Genomic DNA, 22018 nt, shown 5'->3' with positions numbered 1-22018 from the left:
TAATATGCGGGTCTCGTTGTCAAGCCTTCGGGCTCAGATTCTGTGGATTTCTTGGCCTGCGGGTCAGGATGCCTGATCGTCGAGGCGGGCGATGAGACCGTCGAAGATCTGTTTGCGAGCGACCTGGCCCTTGGCGTCCGCGTCATCGCGTTGGCGCTCCAGGGTGGGGCGGAACTCGATGGTGGTGACGAAGAAGGTGCAGGACTCGCAGATGGATTCGAAGTGGCAGTCCATCTCTACCGGGCGGGCGCAGTAGCCGTTGCCGAGCATCCTCCGGTGCACCTCGGCCCGAAGTTTGCGCATCTCGGAGCCTTCCGCGTCGGCGGGTAGGTGTTTGGGCGCGTCGTAGAGGGCCTCGACGCGCTCGGAGACGGCGAAGTACTCATCGGCCACGGTGCGGTCAGCGATGCGGGCGTAAACGCGCGTCATGGACAAAGATCGATGGCCAAGCAAGGCCGCGATGGCCTCCAGGGACATGCCGCGGTTGATGGCCTGGGTGGCCAGGGTGTGTCGGAGCTGGTGCGGTGTGACCCTGCCCAAACCGGCTCGCTGGGCGGCGTTGCGGACGGCGGCCTCGATCCGGGAGGCGCTGACCGGCCGACCGTGGTCGGTGAACAGGAGGTTGGAGCGCAGGCCCTCCGGCCGCCGGGCCAGCCAGTCGTCGATCAGCGCTTTCAGCTGTGGGTGCAGGGGGACGTAGCGGTCGGTGTGCATCTTGCCGACCGGGACGCGCAGCCAGTAGGCCGAGCCGATCAGCACGACCGCGTCCATCGTCAGACCCAGCATCTCGGATCGGCGCATCCCTGTGCGCGCAAGGATTTCGATCGCCAGCCGTGCGAACGGGTCCGGATCCTGGCGGGCCGCGGCCAGCAACTTCGCGGCGGCAGCGTCATCGAGGAACCGGGGCAGAGGCTCGTCGGCGATCGGGAAGTCGCTGTCGAACACCAACTGCCGCGCCGGGCGGTCCGGGGTGTCCCACTCGTCCAGCCGGCGGAAGAACCCCCGCAGCTTGCTCAGCCGGTCCCGGACTGTGTGGCGGTGCAGGGGACCGCCTCGAGCGGCGGGGCGTTCCAGCAGCCAGGCCTTGTAGCGCTCGATGTGGGCCCGTCGCAGGTCGGCGACCCGTGTGGTGTCTGGATCCTCGGCGCAGACCAGCAACGCGAACTCCCGCAGCGTAGCCTCGGCGTTTTTCACCGTCCCCGGCCGCAACGTGGTCGCGATCTGCCCCACGTAACCCCGCATCGTCGCCGCCATCGTGGGTGGGATCTGCGCCCACTCCCGCTCGCGTATGTCGGCCCGGTCCGGATTGCGGCGGCGCGGCAGCGAATCGGTCAACCCGGCGTGGAAGAGGGTGGCCTCCAGGTTGAACAGCGACGTCGACAGCTCTTTGACACCCCGGTTGGGGATCCGCGCCGCGGCCTCCAACAACAGACGACGTCCCTCGTCCCAATCGGCCTGGACCAGCTCCTGCGCCCGCTTGCCCGCCAGCGCTGCGAGGTGCGCCAGAAGGTTGAACTGCGCGTTCGCGCCGTGGTCGCGGAAGCCCAGCATCCTCGCGGTCTCAGTGAACAGAAGGTGCAGCTCCGGGTCGATTCGCGCCAGGATGATGCCCAGCCTGGGACGGCGTGCGACCAAGTACTCCGCTCCCGGGCGCAGCCGGGCGGTGACCGCGAGCTAGCCGATGAATCGGTGCGTCTCGTGGTTGAACGCCAACTGCTCGTCCAGCGGAAGCCCGCGGAACGAGTCCAGGTCGGGCACCCTCGCCAGCAGCGTTCGTGCACCCCAGCGGACCTTGTGGTCGGTGCCCATGCCCTGGGCGGCCCGATGCTCCAAATAGGACGCCACGAGATCAGGCTGCGCAAGCGGAAGCGGCCGGGGCATCAGGATTCCCCTTCCGCCGCTATGGATCCCGGTTCGGCGAGGTCCGCGTCGATGGCTGCGGACGCGCTGAGATATTGCTCGACCAACCAGGCGTTGGCCAGGTGGAGGTAGATCCGGGTCGACTCGATCGAGCGGTGCCCGGCCTGAGCCTGCACCGCCTCCAGCGCCATTCCCGCCTCCCTCAGGCGGGTCAGGCAAGTGTGCCGCAGCTGGTGGCAGGTCAGCTTCGGCAGGCCGGCCCGCTTGCGCGCGCCGGCGACGATCTCGTCCAGCCCCGCCGCCGTCAGCGGCCGGCCGCGTGTCGGGCCGCGCAGGACCACGAACAGCCGGTCGTGGTCAGCCGCGGGCCGCTCGCGGTCCAGGTATTCCCCGACCGCCGCGAAGAACCGCGCGGAGACCGGGACGAGCCGCTGATGCCCTCCCTTGCCCTCCGTGATGAACACTCGCCGCTCGCCCGGCCTCAAGTCGGGCAGCCGCAAGGCCAGCACCTCGCAGCGCCGCAGCCCGCCTAACAGCATCGCCAAGACCATCGCCCGGTCCCGGTGGGTGTTCAAGACTCCCAGCACGGCGTCGACCTCGTCCGGGCCCAGCACTCTCGGCAGGGTGCGCGGCGTCCGTAGCAGCGGTGCCCCACGGGTGCCCCGACGGCGCCCGGCCAGGCCCGACGGCACCGGGTTGCGGTCCAACGCGACGTCATCGCGTGTGATCAGGTAGCCGAACAGCCCTGACACGCTGGAGAGCCGCCTCTTGATCGTCCTCGCCGACAGCCCGGCCTCCCCGTCCTCTAACCGCACAACCCTCGACCCGCGGCGAGGAGCCCGCTGCGCTGTGATGAACGCGAAGACATCCGCCGTCACCACCTCGGTCGGCTCCTTCCGCACGACCATGAAGAACACCTTCAGGTCGTAGGCCGCCGCCAGCAGCGTGTTCGGGCGGCCCCGAGCCGCAACGAACGCCAAGTAGTCGTCAACAAGCGCATGACCCAGCGACACCGCGGGCTGGCCCGCGGCGTCGACACGGCGCAGCAAACTCGGTTGCCAGGGCACCCGCACTCCTCGGCCGGATGGACACCCATCCTCGCGGGTACGCCTTCGAGATCGCGGTATCGACACCCGCATAACCGTCGAAGAACGCGAACGCCGCGACATGGGCCTCGGTCCAGGACCTGCTGGTTCATCGAGATCACCGGCCGGACGAACAGGTGCCGCGAGCAGGCCAGCACCATCACGAACGCCCAGATCCGGCGTTTCTGGCCGCCGACCGGGTCGATCCAGGTCCCGAGGAACCCGTAGTCGATCTGGGCTTCCTCGCCCGGCGGTGGATCATCGCGCAGGACGGTGACCCGCTCGCGCATCGACTCCTCGGGCAGGTTCGCGGCGATGAACCGCTTGAGCGAGGCCAGCGACGCGGCCAGGCCGTGCTCGTCGCGCAGCCGCTGGTGGATGGTCGCCTTGGTGACCCCGGCCCGCAGCTGCGCCACAATGTAGTCCCGGTGGGTTTCGATCTCCGGCCAGGTCGTCTGCCGCAACCGGGTGTCGTCCAGCTGCGGGAACCACTCCCGCACCAGCGCCTCCCATTCCCGGGGCGGCTTCGCCGCCCCGCCGGGCGCCAGCCCGGCCGCGATGGCCGGGGACACGTACTTCTTCACCGTCTTGCGGTCCACGCCCAGGCTGGTCGCGATCTCCGCCTGGGACCGGCCGGCATGCCAGTGGATCAAGATTTCCGTCACGTCAACCACGCTGAAGGTTCTCCTCGCCACACCGGCTCCTGCCGCCGTTGCCAGACAGCCAACAGGAGCATGATCAACTCTGCGAGGACTCACACGCCCGGCGACACGCTCACCTTCCCGGTGGGGAATTACGTGAGCGCACCACCTGCCCAATTACGTGAGCGAAACCCGGCTCTAGCTGGGGAAATACGTGAGCGCTGACAGGCAAAGGCAACAGCGGCCAAGTTGCCGCCCTTCAGTGACGAGCAGATCCGCGGCCTCTGGGCCATGTTTGGTCCCGTCTGGGAACGCCGATGCGCGCAACTCGCAGCCGACGACGCACAGAAGCGAAACGGGCAGTGGTGATCCCCGAGGAGCGTGCCGCACAAGCTCGTGCTCGCCGCGAGAAGTCCGGGGAGGGCGCGTCATGATCAATCGCGAGGCGATCGAGAAAGCCGCACACATCTTCGCCTTGGCCTGCGCCGAGCCCGACGCCCTGCCGCCCCGTCTTGCCGCTGAGGCGGCCTGGTACTCGGGTGGTCCCTCGGTCGACGAGATCGAAGCGAAGATCCGCGAAATGCGTGGCCTGCCACCAGCCGACACCGAAGAACGCACCTGATTCGTCGCGACCGGCGTGCGCTCCGCCTGGTACGCGGTGCGCGGCACAGCCGGGACAACGAAGGGCCCGAACGCTGCGATCAAGTGGTCGTGACGCGATGGACGCGCCTCACCGTGACCGTGGTCAGCATGTCTATGGCGGTGGGTCGCACCGTGGTGGTCAATGTTCCGGGCACCGGCACGCAAGCGGACAACGCCTGAGGCGTTCACCGCCTCCCCCAACAACATCAAGGTCATCATCGTCCCCGACGGCTTGCCGGCACGTCGATGACCGGACCGACGTCGGCGGCCCAGGCCGAGCTCAGAGTGAGAACCGGGTGAAGTCAGGCTTGCGTTTCTCGGCGAACGCCGCGGCGCCCTCCTGTCCCTCCGCGGTGTCGACGAACATGTCCAGTGCGGCTGTGGCGAGGTTGGCCACCCCGGCCTGGTGTTCGGTGTCGGTGTTGAACGAGTGCTTGAGGAACCTGATGGCCGTCGGGCTCATCCTGGCGACCTCGGTCGCCCAGTTCATCGCCTCCGGCATGAGCTGGTCCGGTGGCACCACCGCATTGACCAGCCCCCACCGCTCGGCCGTGGCCGCGTCGTACTGGCGGCAGAAAAACCACATCTCCCTGGCGCGTTTCTCGCCGATCACCCGGGCCAGGTAGTTGGTGCCGAATCCGGCGTCGAACGAGCCGACCCGGGGACCGGCCTGGCCGAACCGGGCGGTCTCGCTGGCGATGGAGATATCGCACAGCACGTGCAGGACGTGGCCACCGCCGATGGCGAGCCCGTTCACCGCCGCGATCACCGGTTTGGGCAGCTCACGGATCAGCCGGTGCAGGTGGTCCAGCTCGAACAGGCCGCTTTCGCTCGGCCCGTAGTCACCGGTTTCCGCGCGCTGCTTGACGTCTCCGCCGGTGCTGAACGCCTTGCCCCCGGCACCGGTGAGGATCACGCAGCGCACCGCGTGATCCGCCCACGCGGCGCGGAAGGCGTGCACCAACTCCTCGACGGTCCTGGCCCGCATGGCGTTGTACCGCTCGGGCCGATTGATGGTGACGACCGCGACCGGCCCGTCGATCTGGTAGCGGATGTCCTGGAAATCCGTGGTTCTGGGCATGTGCGGTCCTCCTACCTGTTCGCCGGCCGGTCAGCCGACCCGGCGGCCCTGCCCCTCCCAGTGCTTGTCCCGCAACGCCCGGCGGAACACCTTGCCGACGGCCGTCTTCGGGATTTCCTCGACCTGTTCGAGGGACAGCGGCTTCTTGTACGTCGCGAGTCCGCTGTCCCGGCAGTGCTGCTGGAGCTGTTCGAGCGTCAACGACGCGCCCGGCCGCAGCGAGACGCAGGCGTGGACCGCCTCGCCCCACTTGTCGTGCGGTATGCCGATCACCGCGACCTCGTTGACATCTGGATGGGCCGCGATGACATCTTCGACCTCGCGCGGGTACACGTTCAGGCCACCGCTGATGATCATGTCGTTCTTGCGGTCCACGATCGTGATGTAGCCCTCGTCGTCCCGGGTCGCCAGGTCTCCCATCCGGAACCAGCCGTCCACATACGCCTGCGCGGTGGCCTCCGGTTGATTCCAGTACTCGACGGACACGGCGTCGCCCCGGACCCACAGTTCACCGATCTCGCCGACGCCGACATCCCGGCCGTCGTCGCCGGCGATCTTCACGTCGAAGAACGGTGCCGGCCGGCCGCAGGACGCGAGCCGCTCCGGATGATGTTCCAGCGCGTCCACGTGCTCATCCGGGAACATGATCGTGTTGTAGATCGTCCCACCTTCGGTCGATCCGTAGCCCTGGAAGAAGATCGGACCGAACACCTCCATCGCGGTCCGGAGCACCGAGGGCGCGATGGGCGAACCGGAGTAGTAGATGCGCCGCAGGCTGCTCACGTCCCGGCTGCGGGCCTGCGGGTGATGCGCCAGGGCGTTGATGATGGCCGGCGCGAGAATCATGTGGGTGATCCGCTCCCGCTCGACGACGTCGAAGAAGGCCACCGGATCGAAATGGCTCATCATCACCGAGCGCGCACCATGGTAGAGCGCGGGCACCGTCAGGATGCCGGACTGATGCGAGAGCGGACCGACGTGCAGTAGCGCGGAATCCGGTCCGACGTCGTTCATCATCGTCGCGAGAATGTTGCGGTAGATGTTCACCCAGTGCCGGTGCAGGTACACCGCGCCCTTGTAGTTGCCCGTCGTGCCGGAGGTGTGGAAGATCAGATACCGCTCGTCGTCGCCGAAGGGCTCCGCGTCGAACGGTGCCGACTCGGCGATCAGCTTCTCGTAGTCACCCTTGTCCCCGAGGCCGACGACGCGGGCACTCGGTGCCTTGCCGGATTCGATGATCCCCTGGATCTGCCCGGTGAATTCCTCACCGGCCACCACCACCGAGGGCCGCAGGTCGTTCAGCACCCAGGCGAACTCCCGGACCGAGTCACGGGCGTTGAGCCGGCCCCGGACCGCGCCGATCATGGCGACCGCGTTGTCCACCTCGACCCACTCGTTGCGGTTGTGCATGAGGGCGACCACCCGATCGCCCCGCTGGACGCCCAGCCCGCGCAACGCCGAGGCCAACCGCCTGCTGCGATCCCACATTTCCTGGTAGGTCAGCGTTCCCCGCGCGTCCACCAGCGCCGGGCGAGGGCCGAACCGGCGGACGGAGGAGCCGACGAACTCGTGAACCAGTTGAGCCATTTCTCTCTCCTTTGGCAGGCGGTGGTCGGCACGCGCGGCCGGCCACCGCCAATATGCGCCTTAGTCGATCCGGACAGTCACGGTGCGCGCCGACGACAGCGCCAGCGCGTCGGTGAGTGTCTGCTGTGGAAGGAGATTCGACGGGCCGAGGTCGACGGACACCGGCAGCCTGCCGCTGCCGTCCGCGGTCACGGCGCGCGTCACTGTGCTTCCGTCGCCTGCGGTGAGCACCACCTGATGGGTGCTGCCGGGCGCGAAAGTCGCGGGAGTGTCCCCTTCGGCCTGTCCGGTACCGGTTACGGTGAACGACGTACCGTCCCGCCGCGCGTTGTCGAGGCTGAGGAACTCGTCGGCCGACCGGTGCACCGACACGTCGTATCCCCACACCGAGAAGGTGGGATTCACCGTGCGGTAGCTGAACGTCGCCGGGTCCGGCACGCTGTGCGTGAAGGTGTCGTTCGCCGCCGCCACCAGGTAGTCGGAGTACACCCGGTGGTCGTTGGCGCCGTGCACGCCGGGCAGCGTCACGACCTGAACCGGGATGCCCTTGGCCGCCAGGTCCCGCACTCCGAGGCTGTTGTTGGCGTTCAGTACGAACTCGATCGAGGCCGCTGCCGGATTACGCAGCGGCGGGTAGGCCGCGTTACCGACAGCGGCGCGCGACAGGCAGGCATCCCCGTAACTGAGCAGGAACTTCGTGCCGGTACCGGCCAGGTTGGTGGCTAGCTGGCTCGGATCATAGTTGCGCCACCACACCTCTTCGGTGAGCCCGGTGCCGTAACCCTGATCACGCAGGTAACCGAGCGCTTCCCAGATCGCGCGCAGCCGTGGCTCGGTCAGGATCTCGTAGACACCGCTGACCGATCCGACGAACGCGTAGTCGTCGGGGTGTTTCATACCCTGGATCATGGCCGCGTAGCCGCCCATCGAGAATCCGGACACGCCCCGGCCGGCCCGGTCGGTGCGCACGTTGAACAGGTGCTCGATGAGTGGGTAGAGTTCCTGGTGCAGGAAGGTGTCTCCGGGGACCTGCTCGCCGGTCACCGGCGGCAGGTTCGGCAGCAGGTGGGACCGACCGTCGATCCAGCCGCAGTTGTGGCACCAGGACGCGGCCGGGTTGGCATCCGGTGCCACCACGACGAATCGTGCCCTGCTCAGCTGGGACTGGAAACCCATCAGCTGGGTCTGCCGGTAGCCGCCGCCGGCGGACACCATGTACAGCAACGACTCCTGCTTGGTGACCGGATCGAGCACCGGATTGTCGAGTTCCTGCAACACGGTGCCGTGCAGGTAGTACAGCACCGGGGACGGCACTCCGTCCGGCGCGTACGAGTCGGGGAGGTAGACCAGGTTGGTCACCCGGCGATGCATCAGCGGGCTGTTGAAATCGACCTCAAGTGTCCTGGCGTTGCCCTGGAACGGCGCCACCGAGACATCCCACTGGGCGTAGGGCGCCGACAGCGGTCGGGTGAGCGGGGGCTCGGCCGTCGCCGCCGCCGAACCGGCGAGCGCATTGCCGATCAGTAGCGCGAGGATGCCCAACAGGGTCAACCCTTTGCCGCCAATTCGCATGGGAACGGATCCTTTCCTGCACCTCATTGGGCCGAGAAAGAAAGACCATCGTTGGTTGGGTGTTTGGCGACCGGCGACGGAAAGTCAGCCGGCAAACGTCTCGATGGTCGCCAGGACGTTTTCCGCGAATCGCTCCTCAGAAAGGCCGAAACTCGGGGAATACAACATGGTGTGGTCGTAGACATCGGCGAAGTTCGTGGCGAACCGTTGCCGCACTTCGTCCGGAGGGCCCGCGACGGCCAGGAGGTCCACCAGGTCGTCGGGAACCGCCGCGATCATGGCCGCGCGGTCCCTGCGTTGCCAGGCCGCGCGGATCTCGGCGATGGCCGCGCCGAAGCCGAGCAGTTCGAATGCCGCCGCGTAGGTGCGGACCATGGCGTAGAAGGCGATCTGCGCCTTGGCTTCCTGCCGCGCGATCGACACGTCGTCGTGGACCGAGCAGATGAGATAGCCGCTGAGCGTCACCTGGCCCGACGGCCGGCCCGCCCGTTCGGCGCCGTCCTCCAGCGCCGGCCGGACCACCGCGTCCACGTACTTCCTGCTGAACACCGGATGCCCGACGAGGCCGTCGGCGACGGCACCGGCCGCCCGGATCATCCTGCGGTTGACACCGGCCAGATGCACCGGGATATCGGGCCGCAGCGGCGGCCGGATGTCGGCGGTCGGCCGGAGATGCACGGAATAGAACCGGCCGTCGTGGTCGATGCCCCGCTCGTCCATCGCCCAGAAGCGCCGCAGCAGCGGGACGAGTTCTTCCATCCGGAGCGCGGGTGCGTCCGGATCGGCGCCGTGCCAGTCGCGCTGCATCGTGCGGGTGCCGGTGCCGAGGCCCAATACCAGCCGGCCGCCGGACAGCTCGTCCAGATCGCGGGCCTCGGTGGCCAGCACTAGCGGGGAACGCCCAACCGCGTAGGCGATCGCGCTGCCAAGCGTCACCCGTGTCGTCGCCGTGGCCATGGTCGCGAGCGACACTATCGCGGACCGCTCGTAGAACTCGGTGGTCCACACGGAGTTGAACCCGGCGGCCTCGGCGCGCGCGGTCAGATCCGTCACCGTGGCCAGGTCGCCACCGAGCAGGACGATCCCGCCGGGCCGCGGTTGACCTCCCGGCCCGGTCACGGCACCGGCTCCGCGATTCCGGCCAGGTTGCGCAGGATTGCCGCGGCGTCCTGCGCGATTCTCGGCACGAAATCGGCGATGCGGACCAGATCCGCGATCCCGCTGGAAACCTGGCCGGCGGCCATCAGCCCGCCGTCGACGTCCCCTGTGGACTGTGCACGGATCAGCGCCTCGTCCTTCCATTTAGTGATCTCGCCGGTATCCAGCTCATTCGTCCGGATCATCTGCTCCAGTTGGTCCACGGCGCCGTTGCGCAGCACGCGCGCCGGGCCGTAGACCCCTGGCGCGACGGTGTCGTCTCCCTCGCCGGCCGCGATGATCCGCGCGGCGTATGCGGGGTGCCAGTCGGTGTTGTCCTCGGTCGCGATGAACCGGGTGCCCATCGCGACCCCGCTCGCACCGAGCGCCAGCGCCGCCGCGAGCGTGCGGCCGTCCCGCGCCCCGCCGGACAGGACCACCGGCACCGACACCGTCTCGGTGACATTCGGCACCAGCACGAACGTATGTACCGGCCGGGCGTGCGTGTGCCCACCCATCTCGTAGCCGGACGCGATCACCACGTCAACGCCGGCCTCCTCCGCCTTGCGCGCATGCGCGGTCGCGCCGACCTTGTGCATGTGCACCAGCCCGCTGTCCGCGATCAGCGGCCGGAACTCGCCGGGGAAGCCCGCGCTGGTGGTGAGCACCCGCAACTGCTTGGCCAGCGCGGAATCGCTCGCCCGCGCCTGTACGACGGCACGGATGTAGGCCTCACTGACCGGAAGCACGCGGTTCGTGCTGTCCCGCCCGACCGGGACATTCACCGCGAACGGCCGGTCCGTCAGCGACGCGACACGGTCGATGTGTTCCCTCAGCAGTTTCGCGCCGGCCGCCGGGTCCTTGGTCATCCCCGGCATGCTCACGGTGCCCAGCCCACCGGCCGCGGACACCGCGGCCGCGATCCGATCAGTCTGGTAGGGCCCCATGCCCTCCTGGATGATCGGGTACTCGATTCCCAACAGCTCGGTGAGCCGATTGGACAACACGCTCATCGGGTTCCTTCCGTCAGCGATCCGAGGTCAGGACCAGCGCCGAACCGTCAACCAGGGCTCCCGACGTGACCACGCCGACGTCATGCCTCGGCACCTGCCGGTCACCGCCCCTGCCCTGGATCTGCAGCACCGCCTCGGCGACGGTGTTCATGCCGTGCAGGTATCCCTCGGCCAGCAGGCCGCCGTTCGTGTTGACCGGCAGCTGCCCGTGCTGGGCGGTCGCGCCGGACCGGACGAACGCGCCCGCCTCCCCGCGCTCGCAGAATCCGAGCCCTTCGAGTCCGAAGAGGACTGTACTGGTGAAACAGTCGTAGATCTCGGCGAAGTCGACATCCGCCGGGCCGATGCCGGCGCGGCCGAACAGCTCGTCGCGCAGCAGGCCGGTGAAGTTGCGGGTGTAGTCGTCGTACAGGAGCTGGTCGCCGATGTCCAGGCCGGGCCGCGCGCCGGCCCGGTAGGCCGCCGAGGCGATGACGGCCGGCCGCTGCCGCAGATCGCGGGCCCGTTCGAGCGAGGTCACCAGCACCGCGCAGGCGCCGTCCACTTCACTCGTGCAGTCGGCCACCCGGAACGGATCGGCGACCATCGGCGAGTCCAGATAGGACTGGAGGTCGAGCGGCTTACGGACCACCGCTCGCGTGTTGCGCATCGCGTAGTCGCGCTGCGCGATCGCCACGGCGGCGAGATCCTCCGCCGTCGCACCGGTCTCGTGCATGTACCGGCGCGCCCACATGGCGATGTACATCAGGTAGGCGTTGTAGCCGATCGGGTACCGGTACTGGCCGCCGCCACCGGCGAACGATGTGCTGCCCACGCGCACACCGGAACGCCCGTTGAGCGCGCGGAACACCAGGACGTTCTCCGCATAACCGAGGCTGACCGCCATCGCCGCCTGCTGGACCATGAAGCACGGCGACTGCCCGCCCTGCTGAAAGTCCATGACGAAGCGCAGTCCCGGCAGGGCGAGGGTGGTGGCGACGGCCTCGCTGGACACCGAGTCGTCGAGGACACTGAAGCTCACCACGCCATCCACATCGGACAGCGGAACTCCGGCATCCGCGGCGGCACCCCGGGTCGCCTCGGTCGCCAGGTCAAGCACCGTCCGGCCCGACTTCTTGCTGAGCTCGGTGTAGGCAACACCGGCTATCGCGGTCGCTCTCATCGCACCTCCTGCCAGGGAGGATAAGTAGCCGTTGCGAAAAGTGTCAACTTGTACGTCGAATTTCGTTCTTGTGGTCGGGTTCCAACTCAGTGTTAGGCTCTGCGCGTGGAGACCACCATGGGCGGACCGCTCGCCAGTTCCCGGCGGAGGGTCACGATGGGCGATGTGGACGCCGCCGGCATCCTGTACTTCGCCGCGCCGTACCGCTGGCTTGAGGAACTGCTCACCGGCTGGTGGAAGGCGACCGGGCATCCGCTGAGTGAGATGCTGCGGTCGGGCAGCGGCTGCCCTTCAGTGGCGTCGGCGGCGCGTTACTCGCGGCCACTGACGGTCGACGACGAGATCGCGCTGGCGCTGTATCCCTCGTTGATCGGTCGTACGTCCTTCGCCGTGACCGCCGTGGTCACCAGGATCGACGACGGAGCCGTCGCCGTCGAGGCGAGTTCGTGGCACGTCTGGTCCAGCTTCGGCGACCCCCGATCTCCGGGCGGAATCCAGGCGCGACCACTGCCGGACTGGCTGCGGACGGCCTTGGCCGCCGCGCCGCTGACCGATCCCGCTGCCCCCCATCGATCACCGAGCCCCAACGAGTTGCCCGGATTGCGAGGAACCGACTGATGTCCGACAAGGACGACACCATCATCGTCGACCGGATCGACCTCTTGGGCGGAGCCGCCCAACTCGGCCTGGTCACCCTGAACCGGCCGCAGGACATGAACCCGATCGACTGGGACACCGGGCTGCGGCTGGGCACCGTCTTCGACCAACTCGCCGCCGATGAGCGGGTCAGGGTCGTCGCCGTCACCGGGGCGGGCCGCGCGTTCTCGGCGGGCGGCGACATGAAGAAATATCAGGCCCTGCAACGGGATCCGCGCGACTTCCCGCGGTTCTTGGCCGACCTGCACGGGGTGTTCGCCCGCATCTCCGAGTACCCCAAGCCGTTTGTCGCGCTGGTCAACGGGGTCGCCGTCGCCGGCGGCATCGAACTGATACTGTCCTGCGACCTCGCCATCGCCTCGGCATCCGCCCGCATCGGGGACGCGCACCTTCCGTTCGGGCAGATGGGCGGGGGCGGCGTGCTCACCCTGCTGCCGAGGGCGGTCGGACCGGCGCGGGCCCGTGAGCTGATCTTCTCCGGCCGCATGCTCGCCCCAGAGGAGGCGGCGGACTGGGGCCTGGTCTCCAGGGTGGTCGCGGACGACGAACTGATCCCGGCCGGCATCGAGTTCGCCACCGACGTCGCGAAGAAGTCGCCACTGGCCGTCGCCAACGCCAAGCAGGTGCTCAACGCGGCGTTCTGGGACGGCACCGGGATCGCCGCCGGGCTTCGGCTGGAACGGGAGACAACCGCCCGGTACTGCGTGACCAGCGACGACGCCCACGAGGGATTGCTGGCATTCGCGGAGAAACGCCGGCCGAATTTCACCGGACGCTGAGCAACGGCTGAGGAAAGGATGGCGATGACCGCCGAACCCGTCACCACACCGCCGATCGCACCGGCTCCCGACGAGGACAGCGCCCCCTACTGGGCGGCGCTGCGCCAGCACCGGCTTCGGGTGCAGGAATGCCGGGGCTGCGCGCGCCGCCGCTTCCCGCCGACGCCGGCCTGCCCGTACTGCGCGCACCCCGGTTCGGACTGGGTGGAGGTCCCGGCGACCGGCACCGTCTACTCGTTCATCGTCGTGCACCGCACGTTCGACCCCGCGTTCGCTGGCGAGGTGCCCTACCCGATCGCCACGGTCGACCTGGACGCGGGCGCTCGGATCGTCGCGCGACTGGCCGGCACGCCCGCCATCGGCACGCGCGTCACCGGGATGTTCGTCGATCACGACGGCTGGGTCGAACTGCGCTTCCGCACGGAGGACCGATGACCGCACCTGGTTCGTCGCCGGCCCAACGGGTTTCGCCGTTCGGCGAGGCGATCCGCGATTTCACTGCCAAGCGGGTCATCCCGGTGGCCGACGAACTCGACCGCCATCCGCCGGACCTGGACCTCATCAGGGAACTGCTGCTCGGAGTCGGCCGCATCGGCCTGTACGGCGCGGTGATCGGCGAGGAGTACGGCGGCACCGGGCCGAACTCCGTTGCGATGCATGAGGGAATCGAGGCGTTGGCCTACGGCAACGCCGGGCTCGCCATGTCCACGATGCCGACCTACCTGCTCGCCCGCGCGGTCGCCCGGCACGGTGCGCCTGAACAGCGGCAGCGATGGCTCGGGCCGATCGCCGAGGGCCGCATACTCGGCTCCTGGGCGGTCACCGAACCGCATGCCGGGTCGGACGTCGCCGCGATCACCACGAAGGCCGAGCGCACCGCGGACGGGTGGCGCATCAACGGCCGCAAGATGTTCATCACCAACGCGGCGATCGCCGACGCACTGCTGCTGCTCTGCCGCTCCGGCGGCACCGGGATCGATGGCACGTTGACGGCGTTCGTGCTGCCGATGGACACCCCCGGCATCACGGTGGCCCGCACCCTGGACAAGATGGGCCTGCGCTCGTCCCCGACGTGCGAACTCGTGCTCGACGACGTCCGCGTGCCCGACGACCACCGGATCGCGGGCGTCGGGCAGGGCTGGGCCCTGGCGATGGACGTGCTGAACTACGAGCGTCTCGCGGTGCCCGCCATCGCCGCGGGAATGTCCGCCAGGGCGCTCGATCTCAGCTCGGCGTACGCGGCCAGCCGGACCGCGTTCGGCGGCCGGCTCGACCAGCTCGGCACGGTGCAGGCGATGCTCGCGGACATGGCGTCCGCGCTGCTGGAGTGCCGGTTGCTCTACCGGCATATCGCCGACCTCGTGGACGCGGAGCGGCCCGCGGTTCTCGATGGCTCGATTGGTAAGCTAACGGGCGGTCGGCTGGCCAACTCGGTGGTCGACCTCGCTGTGCAGGTGCACGGCGGCTACGGCTACACCAGGGAGTTCGAAGTCGAGCGCCTGTACCGGGATGCCCGATTGTTCACCATCGGTGGCGGGACGAGCGAGATCCAGCGAAAGATTATCGCCGGACAATTGCGGCAGCATCGGTCATGGAGTACGACTGCGGGGTTGTCGTGATCACGACCGGACGTGGCGCGCTCCGATACCGGACAGCGCGGACAAGGAGGACAGCAGTGCCAGTGCCGGCATCGGACACGGGCTCACCGCCGAAATCGAATCGGGTGGCCCGTCGCCGCGACCGCAAGGTGGCCGACATTCTCGCCGCCGCCTCCGAAGTGCTGGCCGAACGTGGCTACCACGACACCAACCTCGACGAGATCGCCGAACGGATCGACCTCAGCAAAGCCACGCTGTACCACTACTTTCCGAGCAAGGAAACGCTGGTCATGGCGTGCATGGAGGCGGTCGGGACCGAGGTCAACGGGAAATTGCGGGCCATCGCCGCCGACCGGTCGGTACCGGCGCGCGACCGGCTGATCGCGCTCATCAAGTATCAACTGGACACGATTGTGCACCGGTCCCCGCACATGGCCTCACTGTTCCGGCAACCGCTGGACTGGCCGGAGGCGTACCGGGAGCGTATCCGGGAGCTTCAGCGCGAGCACTACTCGATTTTCCGTTCCGTGGTGCGCGAGGGCGTCAAGAACGGTGAGTTCCATGTGGACGATGAGGCCGCCGCGATTCACAACCTGTACGGCGGCATGAACTACGTACCGGTGTGGCTCCGGCCGACGCGGAAGAAGGACTTCAGCCAGATGTCCCAGGCCGTGGTCGACAGCCTGCTCCGGCTGTTCATGTCGCCCGGGGCGGCGACGTGACCGCGGCGGCGAGCCCGGCGGAACTGTTCGCCCTCGACGGGCGCCGCGCCGTGATCACCGGCGCGAGCCGGGGAATCGGCGCGCGAGCCGCCCAGGTGCTCGACGCGGCAGGTGCGAGCGTGGCGCTCGTCGCGCGGGACGAGGCCCGGCTGGACGAGGTAGCGGCCACGCTGCGCAACGACACCATCGTGCTGCCCACGGATCTGGGTGAACCCGACGCCGGTGAGCGACTTGCCGAGCGGATCGAGCAGCGCTGGGGCGGCGCGGACATCCTGGTGAACAACGCTGGACTGTCCAGGACCGCACCAGCGGTAGAAATGTCCACAACGGACTGGGACGACGTGCTGGCGGTGAACCTGCGCAGCGTGTTCACGCTGACCCGGTGCCTCGCGCCCGGGATGCTCGCCCGCGGCTGGGGCCGGATCGTGACGGTGGCCAGCGCGCTCGGCCTGGTCGGCGAGCCGTATGCGGCACCGTATGTCGCGTCCAAGTCCGGCGTGCTCGGCCTGACCCGCTCGCTCGCCGTGGAATGGGCATCGAGCGGCGTCACGGTCAACGCGCTGTGCCCCGGCTGGGTGGACACCGACATGGTCACGCACCTGCGCGAGGATCCGAGGTTCCACCGGCGCGCGATGCGCCGGATCGCCGCCCGGCGGTGGGGGGTGCCGGAAGACCTGGACGGCGCGTTGCTCCTGCTGGTCTCGCCCGCATCGGCGTACCTCACCGGCCAGGCGATCGTGGTCGACGGTGGGCTGGTGGCCGGATGGTGAGGCCGCGCATCGGGGTCATGCTGCCGATCTCCGATCCGTTCGGCACCGGCGTGGCCGATATCGCCGGTGCCGCACAACATCTTGAGCGCGTCGGCGCCGACTCGGTGTGGGTCGGCGACCACCTCGCGTTCCACACGCCGGTGGTGGAGGCCACCGTGGCACTGGCCACGGCCGCGGCCGTCACCGAACGGGTGCGGCTCGGCTTCGGTGTGCTGCTGCTGGCGTTGCGTCATCCGGCGTGGACGGCGAAGCAGATCACCTCGCTGCAGGTGCTCAGCAACGAGCGGGTCGACCTCGGTATCGGCGTGGGCGGCGAGAATCCGGACGAGTGGGCGGCGGCGGGCGTGCCGGTCGGCGAGCGTGCCCGGCGCACCGACACCGTGTTGCGCGCGCTGCCGGATCTGTTGTCCGGCAAGCCGGCCACGGTTGACGCGCCGTATCACGTCACCGTCCCGACCCTGTCGCCGCACGCGAAACCACCACCCATCTGGATCGGCGGGCGCAGCGAGGCGGCGCTCCGGCGGGCGACGCTGTTCGGCGACGGGTGGCTCGGCATGTGGGCCGACGCAGGGCGCATCGCCGGCGCGCGGGATCGGCTGCGCGCGCTGAGCGACGAGGTCGCCCGGCCTGTCCCCCGCATCGGTCTGCTCGCATTCGTCCACATCGGACAGAATGACGCGGGGCGCGCCGAGACGGCACGGTTCATCGAAGGGCAGTACCGGATACCGTTCGGCAAGATCGAGCGGTATGCCCTCATCGGCTCGGCGTCCGAGGTCGCGGCCAGGTTGCGCGAGTTGGCCTCGGCCGGAGTCGAGGAGTTCGTCCTGTTCCCGGCGGCCGCCGATCACCACGCGCAGTACGAGGCGCTCGCCGACGTGCTCGGCAACGAGTAGTCACGGTGTAGTCACGGTCGTTCTTCGCCGGTCCTCAAGGCCGAGATCGGCACCCGGGTCTGGGTCACCCGCGTCCGGGCTCGCCGGGCGGTGTTCGCCTACATCAGCAACTACCCGCCTGGCCGCGTGGCACGCGGTTGATCCTGCGCAACTCGACTTCGCACTCCGATCGAACGTCGTTCGTCCATGGTGTGCTGCATCGCGCGACGGCGACGAGATCGCAGGCGACGTCGTCGGCCTGGCCGATCTCATCAGCGATGCGCTGGGTGTGCCGGCATGGGGACCAGCCGCGACGCCCCTGACGGCGGCTACACGGTCCGGCCACGCCTCGGTCACACTGGCGGGACTTGAACCCGTAACCCCACACTGCCAGACGCCCACTCCTCGAACATTGACAGTCACATGTGACTGTGAAATGGTTCGGTCATGCCGCCGGACAGCAGGCCCTCGGGCATACGGGCCGCGCAGCGTGAGGCGACACGGCAGCGGATCGTCCAGATCGCGGTGGAGTTGCTGACCACGCGCGGACTTGCGGCGACCACAACCGTGCGGGTGCAACGCGCTGGTGGGTTCAGCCGGGGCGCGTTGCTACATCACTTCCCCACTCGGGAGGCGATGCTGGGAGCCACGATCCGCGCGCTGATGGAGCGCAATGAGGCGGCAGTACGGCAGGCCGAGGTCGAGGTCGATGCCGCGGCGCCGGCGAACCTCGATCGTGTGGAGCGTGCTGTTCGGGTGCTGTGCGCGTCGGTGGTGCGCCCAGCATTCATTGCCGAACTGGAATTGTGGGCGGCCGCACGCACGGACAGCGCGCTGCGCGAGGTGCTGCGCTGCGAGGAGAAGCGGGCACGCAGGGATCTCTACCGGGTGGTCGCCGAGGTGTTCGGCGAGGATGTGGTGGCCGACGAACGCTACCCCATGGTGGCGTCGCTGACCGTGCAGTTCCTGCGCGGCCTGGCGATTTCCAATGTGCTGCGCGGTGAGCGGCGCGGTACCGAGCGGCTGATCACGGACTGGGCGGCGGTTGCCCGAGCCATCCTGGCGGGCTCACTTCCCCGCGAGCCGTGCTGGGTCTGTGGCAAGGTCGTCTTGGCCGCCGTTCACACCGAGGAGGGAGCGTGGTGCGAGCGGTGCCGCCAGGCGCACTTGGCCGAACCCTGCTCGCGGTGCGGCCGGACGGCACCGGTCGCCATCCGCGACGAGGGATGGCCGGTGTGCAAGGCGTGCTACCAGCGCGAGCATCAACGGCCATTGCGCCGCTGCGTCGACTGCGGTGAGGACAAGCCGGCGGCTCGGCTCACCGACGAGGGCCCGCTGTGCGAGAGGTGCGATAACCGGCGTGCGCCGAAGGTGCTGTGCCCGCGCTGCGGCAAGACCCGCAAGGTCGGGATCGTGAGCACCGGCGGCTGCCGGGCCTGCGCTCAGCGGGCTATTCCGCGTCAGCCGTGCTGTAACTGCGGCCGGACCCGGTTGGTGGTCTATCGCGACGCCGACGGCGAACCGTGGTGTGACCGCTGCCGCCGCCGGGCGCAGGCCGAACCGTGCTCGGGCTGCGGCGCTCGCAAGGTCGTGTGCTCTCGCGACCACAATGGACCGTGGTGCAAAGCGTGCTGGGAAGTGGTAAGGCCCGGGCCACCGTGCGACGACTGCGGGCAACGACCGTCGATGCCGATGCCCGGTGCGGACGGTGTGGCCAGGTGCGTGCCGTGCCACCTGGCCGCCCAGGTCCCGTGCGCCCGGTGCGGAACCACAGCCCGCGCCGAACGGCACTGGCCGGAAGGCCCGGTCTGCCTGTCCTGTGTGGACGCCGTACGACTCACGCACGCGCGCTGCCACCGCTGCGGTGAGCTGGCCGGGGTGTTCCGCCGCGAGGCTGCCGGACCGTTGTGCCCGGACTGCGCGGGCGTCACGTTCTCCTACCAGTGCCCAACCTGCGGAGCGATGGGCCGTCTGCTCCGCGGCCAGTGCCCGTCCTGCACCGCACGCCGCGACCTGGGCGAGGTGTTCACCCAACCCGACGGGCAACCGGCCGCCTGGTTGGCGCCGCTGGCCGAGCTGCTGGAGAACTACGACAACCCCTACTCGCTGTGCCTGTACCTGCGCCGGCCCGGCGGGCAACTCATCCGCCGGCTGGTCACCGGCGAACTGGCCTGCACCCACCAAGCGCTCGACGAGTTGCGGCAGACCACCGCCGTGCAGCACCTGCGCGGCCTGCTGGTGCTCGCCGAACTCCTCGAACCCCGCGAGGAAGAACTCGCCCAGCTCACCCGCGACGTCCAGACCCTGTTGGAGCGGGCGACCACCCCGCACGACAAGACCATCCTGGCCCGCTACGCCCGATGGCACCTGATGCCGCTGGTCCACCAACACGCCGAGCAGGACGCCTGCTTCACGTACTACCAGCGTGAACACCTCCGCCGGAAGCTGGACGGCGCCCGCCTGCTGTTGAGCTACCTCGGCACCCGCGGCACAAGCCTGGCCACTCTCACCCAACCCGTGGTGGACCGCTGGCTGATCCGCAATCGGCCCCGCCAGCACCATGCCCGCTCGTTCCTGCTGTGGGCCGCGACCAACGGCCTGGCCCCGGCCCACGTCGCGATCGGCACCTCGCGCCACACCGGCGACCGGGAGATCATGAGCGACACCGACCGTGTCCTGCTCGCCGTCACGCTGGAGACCGACGACACGCTGCCGCTGGCGGACCGGGTCGCCGGCTGCCTGGTCCTGCAGTACGGCCAAAGCTGCTGGCGCCTGGTCAACCTCACCGCCGACGATGTCCTCGCCCATCCCGACGAACCCGGCATCCTCGGCCTGCGTCTCGGTCGCGATTCCTTGTGGCTGCGGCCCCGGCTCTCCGCGCTGCTGCACCGGCTCGTCACCAACCGCCGCCCGCTCGCTGGCGCGCTGCGGGACCGCCCGACGCCCTACCTGTTCCCCGGGCTGCGCCCCGACCGGCCGATCACCTCAGCCACGCTGCAGACTCGACTGCGCAAGCTCGGTGTCCCCAGTGTCCGCACCGCCCGCAACGGCGCGTGGCTCTCGCTGGTCGGCTCGGTCCACTGGAAGATGCTCGCCGACCTGCTCGGCGTCGCCGACACCACCGCCAGCGCCTGGCACCGCGAAAACGGTGGCGACCGCGCCAGCTACGTCGCCAGCCGCCTGCGCCAAGGACAGCGCACCGCCGGCCCCGAGTAACCGAGCTGGGTGCCGGCCGGAGTGCTGTTCGTTGCGGTGCACCTATCGTTGGGGATCGTGCTTGCCTGAGACGGTCCCCTTTCGAGTTGGCCACCGGCCGGGGGTGTCCGTGTCCTCGTGGTTGCTGGCACGGTGCAGGTGTCGCGGTTGGGGGCTCAGAGTGGGTTGAGGTGTACGGGGAGTCCGTCGGAGGGCACGGGGAGGGAGGTGTTGTCCCAGCGGATGTGGTAGCCGTGGGGAATGGTCCAGTGGGTGGTGCGCAGCATTTCGTGCAGGATGGTTTTGACTTCGAGGGTGCCGAAGTGCATGCCGATGCATTTGTGCACGCCGCCGCCGAAGGGGAGCCAGGCGAAGCGATGACGGTGGTCTTCGCGGCGGTGTGGGGCGAAGCGGTCGGGGTCGAAGGTGTCGGGGTCGGTCCAGTATTCGGGCACGTAGTGGTTGATGGCGGGGGCGAGGGCGACGAGGGTGTCGGCGGGCAGGTAGTGGCCGAGGATGTCGGTGTCGGTGACGGTTTTGCGCATCACGAGGGGCACGGGGGCCAGTAGCCGGAGGGCTTCTTTGATGACGCGGTCGAGGGTGTCGAGGTTGTCCAGGGCGTCGATGTCGAGGGGGGCGTCGCCGAGGGCGAGGGATTCCTGCCGGGCGCGGTCTTGCCAGTCGGGGTGGGTGGCGAGGTAGTAGGCGGCGGCGGTGGTGGTGATGGTGGCGGTGTCGTGGGCGGCCATCATCAGAAAGATCATGTGGTTGATGACGTCGTCGTCGCTGAAGTGCTCGCCTTCGGGGGTGGTGGCCTGGCACAGCGCGGCGAACAGGTCCTCCCCGGTGCTGGCGCGGGCGGCTGGCAGGTGCTGGGCGAAGTAGTCTTCGAGGACTCGGCGGCCGCGTACGCCGGCGCGCCAGCGGGTGCCGGGCAGCGGGGCGCGCACCAGCGCGCTGGCGGCGCGGACGGTGGCGACGAACGCCTGGTTGATCCGTTCGGTGTCGGTGGAGCCGCCGCGGCCGCCCATGAACACCTGGGTCGCGATGTCCAGGGTGAGGCGTTTGAGCAGCCAGTACAGCCGTACCGGTCGTTGGGTCGGCCAGTTGGGGATGGTGGCGCGCACACGCGGGCTGATCTGGTGGGTGTAGCCGGCGAGGCGGTCGCGGGTGAAGGCGTGCTGCATGATGCGGCGGTGCATCTTGTGCTCGTCGAAATCGAGCAGCATCAGCCCGCGGTGGAAGAACCGGTCGATGAGGAACTGCCAGCCGGCTTGGGAGAAGGCTTTGTCGGCGTTGGTGAACACGCGCTGGGTCGCCTCGGGGCCTGCCACCACGGCGACGCGGGTGCCGAACGCGCCCATCCAGGTGACCGGGCCGTAGCGGTCGTAGCGTTCGCGGCCGAACTCGGTGCCGAAGCGGATGTAGTCGAGCAGGTGCCCCACCACGGGCGGGCCGTAGTCGCCGCGGACCGCCCGCAGGCCGCTGCCCTCGGGTGGGGTGGCCAGGTCAGTGGTGGGCCAGCGGCGGCTGAACCGGCGCCACGCCTCGTCGACCGCCCGGGGTGCTGGTGCGACCAGCACCGAGGACAGGCGCTGCCGCGCCGCCTGGGTGGTGCGCTCGATGATGTGGACCATGACGGCTC

The 22018-nt window shown here is 69.1% G+C and carries 20 protein-coding genes; 9 read left to right on the top strand and 11 right to left on the bottom strand.

Annotated features, from left to right (window positions below; translation table 11 throughout):
• Window positions 1–63 precede the first annotated feature (63 nt).
• From BA062_RS39325 to BA062_RS39315, 4 genes are read right to left on the bottom strand one after another with little or no spacing between them, the layout of a single operon-like run.
• Window positions 64–1635: a tyrosine-type recombinase/integrase gene (locus BA062_RS39325; protein ID WP_210407133.1), complete on the bottom strand. Its 1572-nt coding sequence runs from the start codon at window positions 1633–1635 to the stop codon at window positions 64–66.
• Window positions 1636–1674: 39 nt separating this feature from the next.
• Window positions 1675–1845, bottom strand: a complete 171-nt coding sequence (locus BA062_RS40405; protein ID WP_210407132.1) for a hypothetical protein — start codon at window positions 1843–1845, stop codon at window positions 1675–1677.
• Window positions 1846–1880: 35 nt separating this feature from the next.
• On the bottom strand, window positions 1881–2873 hold the full coding sequence (locus tag BA062_RS39320) for a tyrosine-type recombinase/integrase (RefSeq protein WP_210407136.1): 993 nt from the start codon (window positions 2871–2873) through the stop codon (window positions 1881–1883).
• Window positions 2780–3610: a transposase gene (locus BA062_RS39315; protein WP_210407131.1), complete on the bottom strand. Its 831-nt coding sequence runs from the start codon at window positions 3608–3610 to the stop codon at window positions 2780–2782. The genes BA062_RS39320 and BA062_RS39315 overlap by 94 nt, the downstream gene beginning before the upstream one ends.
• A 406-nt stretch (window positions 3611–4016) precedes the next feature.
• Between BA062_RS39315 and BA062_RS39310 the strand changes: the two genes are divergently transcribed.
• Complete coding sequence (locus tag BA062_RS39310; RefSeq protein WP_110344192.1) at window positions 4017–4208, top strand: hypothetical protein; 192 nt, start codon at window positions 4017–4019, stop codon at window positions 4206–4208.
• Window positions 4209–4508: 300 nt separating this feature from the next.
• Here BA062_RS39310 and BA062_RS39305 read toward each other — a convergent pair whose 3' ends face one another.
• The 6 genes from BA062_RS39305 to BA062_RS39280 all read right to left on the bottom strand — a co-directional run bounded on the left by BA062_RS39305 (window position 4509) and on the right by BA062_RS39280 (window position 11780).
• Window positions 4509–5309: an enoyl-CoA hydratase-related protein gene (locus BA062_RS39305; RefSeq protein ID WP_110344191.1), complete on the bottom strand. Its 801-nt coding sequence runs from the start codon at window positions 5307–5309 to the stop codon at window positions 4509–4511.
• 30 nt (window positions 5310–5339) lie between these two features.
• A complete protein-coding gene (locus BA062_RS39300; protein WP_110344190.1) occupies window positions 5340–6896 on the bottom strand; it encodes a class I adenylate-forming enzyme family protein in 1557 nt (518 codons plus the stop codon).
• Between the two features lie 60 nt (window positions 6897–6956).
• Complete coding sequence (locus BA062_RS39295) at window positions 6957–8468, bottom strand: alpha/beta hydrolase (protein WP_168214226.1); 1512 nt, start codon at window positions 8466–8468, stop codon at window positions 6957–6959.
• A gap of 84 nt (window positions 8469–8552) precedes the next feature.
• Complete coding sequence (locus tag BA062_RS39290; protein ID WP_210407130.1) at window positions 8553–9587, bottom strand: LLM class flavin-dependent oxidoreductase; 1035 nt, start codon at window positions 9585–9587, stop codon at window positions 8553–8555.
• Window positions 9584–10618, bottom strand: a complete 1035-nt coding sequence (locus tag BA062_RS39285) for an NAD(P)H-dependent flavin oxidoreductase (protein WP_110344188.1) — start codon at window positions 10616–10618, stop codon at window positions 9584–9586. Before BA062_RS39285 ends, BA062_RS39290 begins: the two co-directional genes overlap by 4 nt.
• A 13-nt stretch (window positions 10619–10631) precedes the next feature.
• Window positions 10632–11780, bottom strand: coding sequence for a thiolase C-terminal domain-containing protein (locus BA062_RS39280; protein WP_110344187.1), 1149 nt, complete (start codon window positions 11778–11780; stop codon window positions 10632–10634).
• Between the two features lie 105 nt (window positions 11781–11885).
• Here BA062_RS39280 and BA062_RS39275 point away from each other — a divergent pair, with 105 nt between their 5' ends.
• The 8 genes from BA062_RS39275 to BA062_RS39240 all read left to right on the top strand — a co-directional run bounded on the left by BA062_RS39275 (window position 11886) and on the right by BA062_RS39240 (window position 20394).
• Entirely contained in the window at window positions 11886–12398 is a 513-nt protein-coding gene (locus BA062_RS39275; protein WP_146240153.1) for an acyl-CoA thioesterase, read from the top strand.
• Window positions 12398–13216 (top strand): enoyl-CoA hydratase/isomerase family protein, encoded by an 819-nt coding sequence (locus BA062_RS39270; protein WP_110344185.1) that lies wholly within the window; start codon window positions 12398–12400, stop codon window positions 13214–13216. The genes BA062_RS39275 and BA062_RS39270 overlap by 1 nt, the downstream gene beginning before the upstream one ends.
• Window positions 13217–13240: 24 nt before the next feature.
• Complete coding sequence (locus BA062_RS39265; RefSeq protein WP_168214225.1) at window positions 13241–13651, top strand: Zn-ribbon domain-containing OB-fold protein; 411 nt, start codon at window positions 13241–13243, stop codon at window positions 13649–13651.
• Complete coding sequence (locus BA062_RS39260) at window positions 13648–14835, top strand: acyl-CoA dehydrogenase family protein (protein ID WP_110344183.1); 1188 nt, start codon at window positions 13648–13650, stop codon at window positions 14833–14835. Before BA062_RS39265 ends, BA062_RS39260 begins: the two co-directional genes overlap by 4 nt.
• Before the next feature lie 56 nt (window positions 14836–14891).
• Complete coding sequence (locus tag BA062_RS39255; RefSeq protein ID WP_168214224.1) at window positions 14892–15536, top strand: TetR/AcrR family transcriptional regulator; 645 nt, start codon at window positions 14892–14894, stop codon at window positions 15534–15536.
• The gene (locus BA062_RS39250) at window positions 15533–16306 is read left to right on the top strand and encodes an SDR family NAD(P)-dependent oxidoreductase (RefSeq protein ID WP_168214223.1); all 774 of its coding nucleotides are present in this window, start codon (window positions 15533–15535) and stop codon (window positions 16304–16306) included. The genes BA062_RS39255 and BA062_RS39250 overlap by 4 nt, the downstream gene beginning before the upstream one ends.
• Entirely contained in the window at window positions 16300–17199 is a 900-nt protein-coding gene (locus tag BA062_RS39245) for an LLM class flavin-dependent oxidoreductase (protein WP_210407129.1), read from the top strand. The genes BA062_RS39250 and BA062_RS39245 overlap by 7 nt, the downstream gene beginning before the upstream one ends.
• A 426-nt stretch (window positions 17200–17625) precedes the next feature.
• Complete coding sequence (locus BA062_RS39240; RefSeq protein WP_110344180.1) at window positions 17626–20394, top strand: TetR/AcrR family transcriptional regulator; 2769 nt, start codon at window positions 17626–17628, stop codon at window positions 20392–20394.
• A gap of 155 nt (window positions 20395–20549) precedes the next feature.
• Here the strand turns inward: BA062_RS39240 and BA062_RS39235 are convergent, their stop codons facing one another.
• Complete coding sequence (locus tag BA062_RS39235) at window positions 20550–22010, bottom strand: cytochrome P450 (RefSeq protein WP_110344179.1); 1461 nt, start codon at window positions 22008–22010, stop codon at window positions 20550–20552.
• Window positions 22011–22018: the final 8 nt, after the last annotated feature.

It is taken from the genome of Prauserella flavalba, assembly GCF_003202235.1.
Lineage (GTDB): Bacteria > Actinomycetota > Actinomycetes > Mycobacteriales > Pseudonocardiaceae > Prauserella_A > Prauserella_A flavalba.
Note: the sequence above shows the minus strand (reverse complement) of the source record. Positions and strands in the feature narration are given on the sequence as shown.

Coding starts and splice junctions, on each gene's coding strand:
- BA062_RS39280 (WP_110344187.1), bottom strand. CDS start 11,780: ATGAGAGCGACCGCGATAGCCGGTGTTGCCTACACCGAGCTCAGCAAG.
- BA062_RS39260 (WP_110344183.1), top strand. CDS start 13,648: ATGACCGCACCTGGTTCGTCGCCGGCCCAACGGGTTTCGCCGTTCGGC.
- BA062_RS39240 (WP_110344180.1), top strand. CDS start 17,626: ATGCCGCCGGACAGCAGGCCCTCGGGCATACGGGCCGCGCAGCGTGAG.
- BA062_RS39300 (WP_110344190.1), bottom strand. CDS start 6,896: ATGGCTCAACTGGTTCACGAGTTCGTCGGCTCCTCCGTCCGCCGGTTC.
- BA062_RS39305 (WP_110344191.1), bottom strand. CDS start 5,309: ATGCCCAGAACCACGGATTTCCAGGACATCCGCTACCAGATCGACGGG.
- BA062_RS39295 (WP_168214226.1), bottom strand. CDS start 8,468: ATGCGAATTGGCGGCAAAGGGTTGACCCTGTTGGGCATCCTCGCGCTA.
- BA062_RS39265 (WP_168214225.1), top strand. CDS start 13,241: ATGACCGCCGAACCCGTCACCACACCGCCGATCGCACCGGCTCCCGAC.
- BA062_RS39310 (WP_110344192.1), top strand. CDS start 4,017: ATGATCAATCGCGAGGCGATCGAGAAAGCCGCACACATCTTCGCCTTG.
- BA062_RS39235 (WP_110344179.1), bottom strand. CDS start 22,010: ATGGTCCACATCATCGAGCGCACCACCCAGGCGGCGCGGCAGCGCCTG.
- BA062_RS39285 (WP_110344188.1), bottom strand. CDS start 10,618: ATGAGCGTGTTGTCCAATCGGCTCACCGAGCTGTTGGGAATCGAGTAC.
- BA062_RS39245 (WP_210407129.1), top strand. CDS start 16,300: ATGGTGAGGCCGCGCATCGGGGTCATGCTGCCGATCTCCGATCCGTTC.
- BA062_RS39270 (WP_110344185.1), top strand. CDS start 12,398: ATGTCCGACAAGGACGACACCATCATCGTCGACCGGATCGACCTCTTG.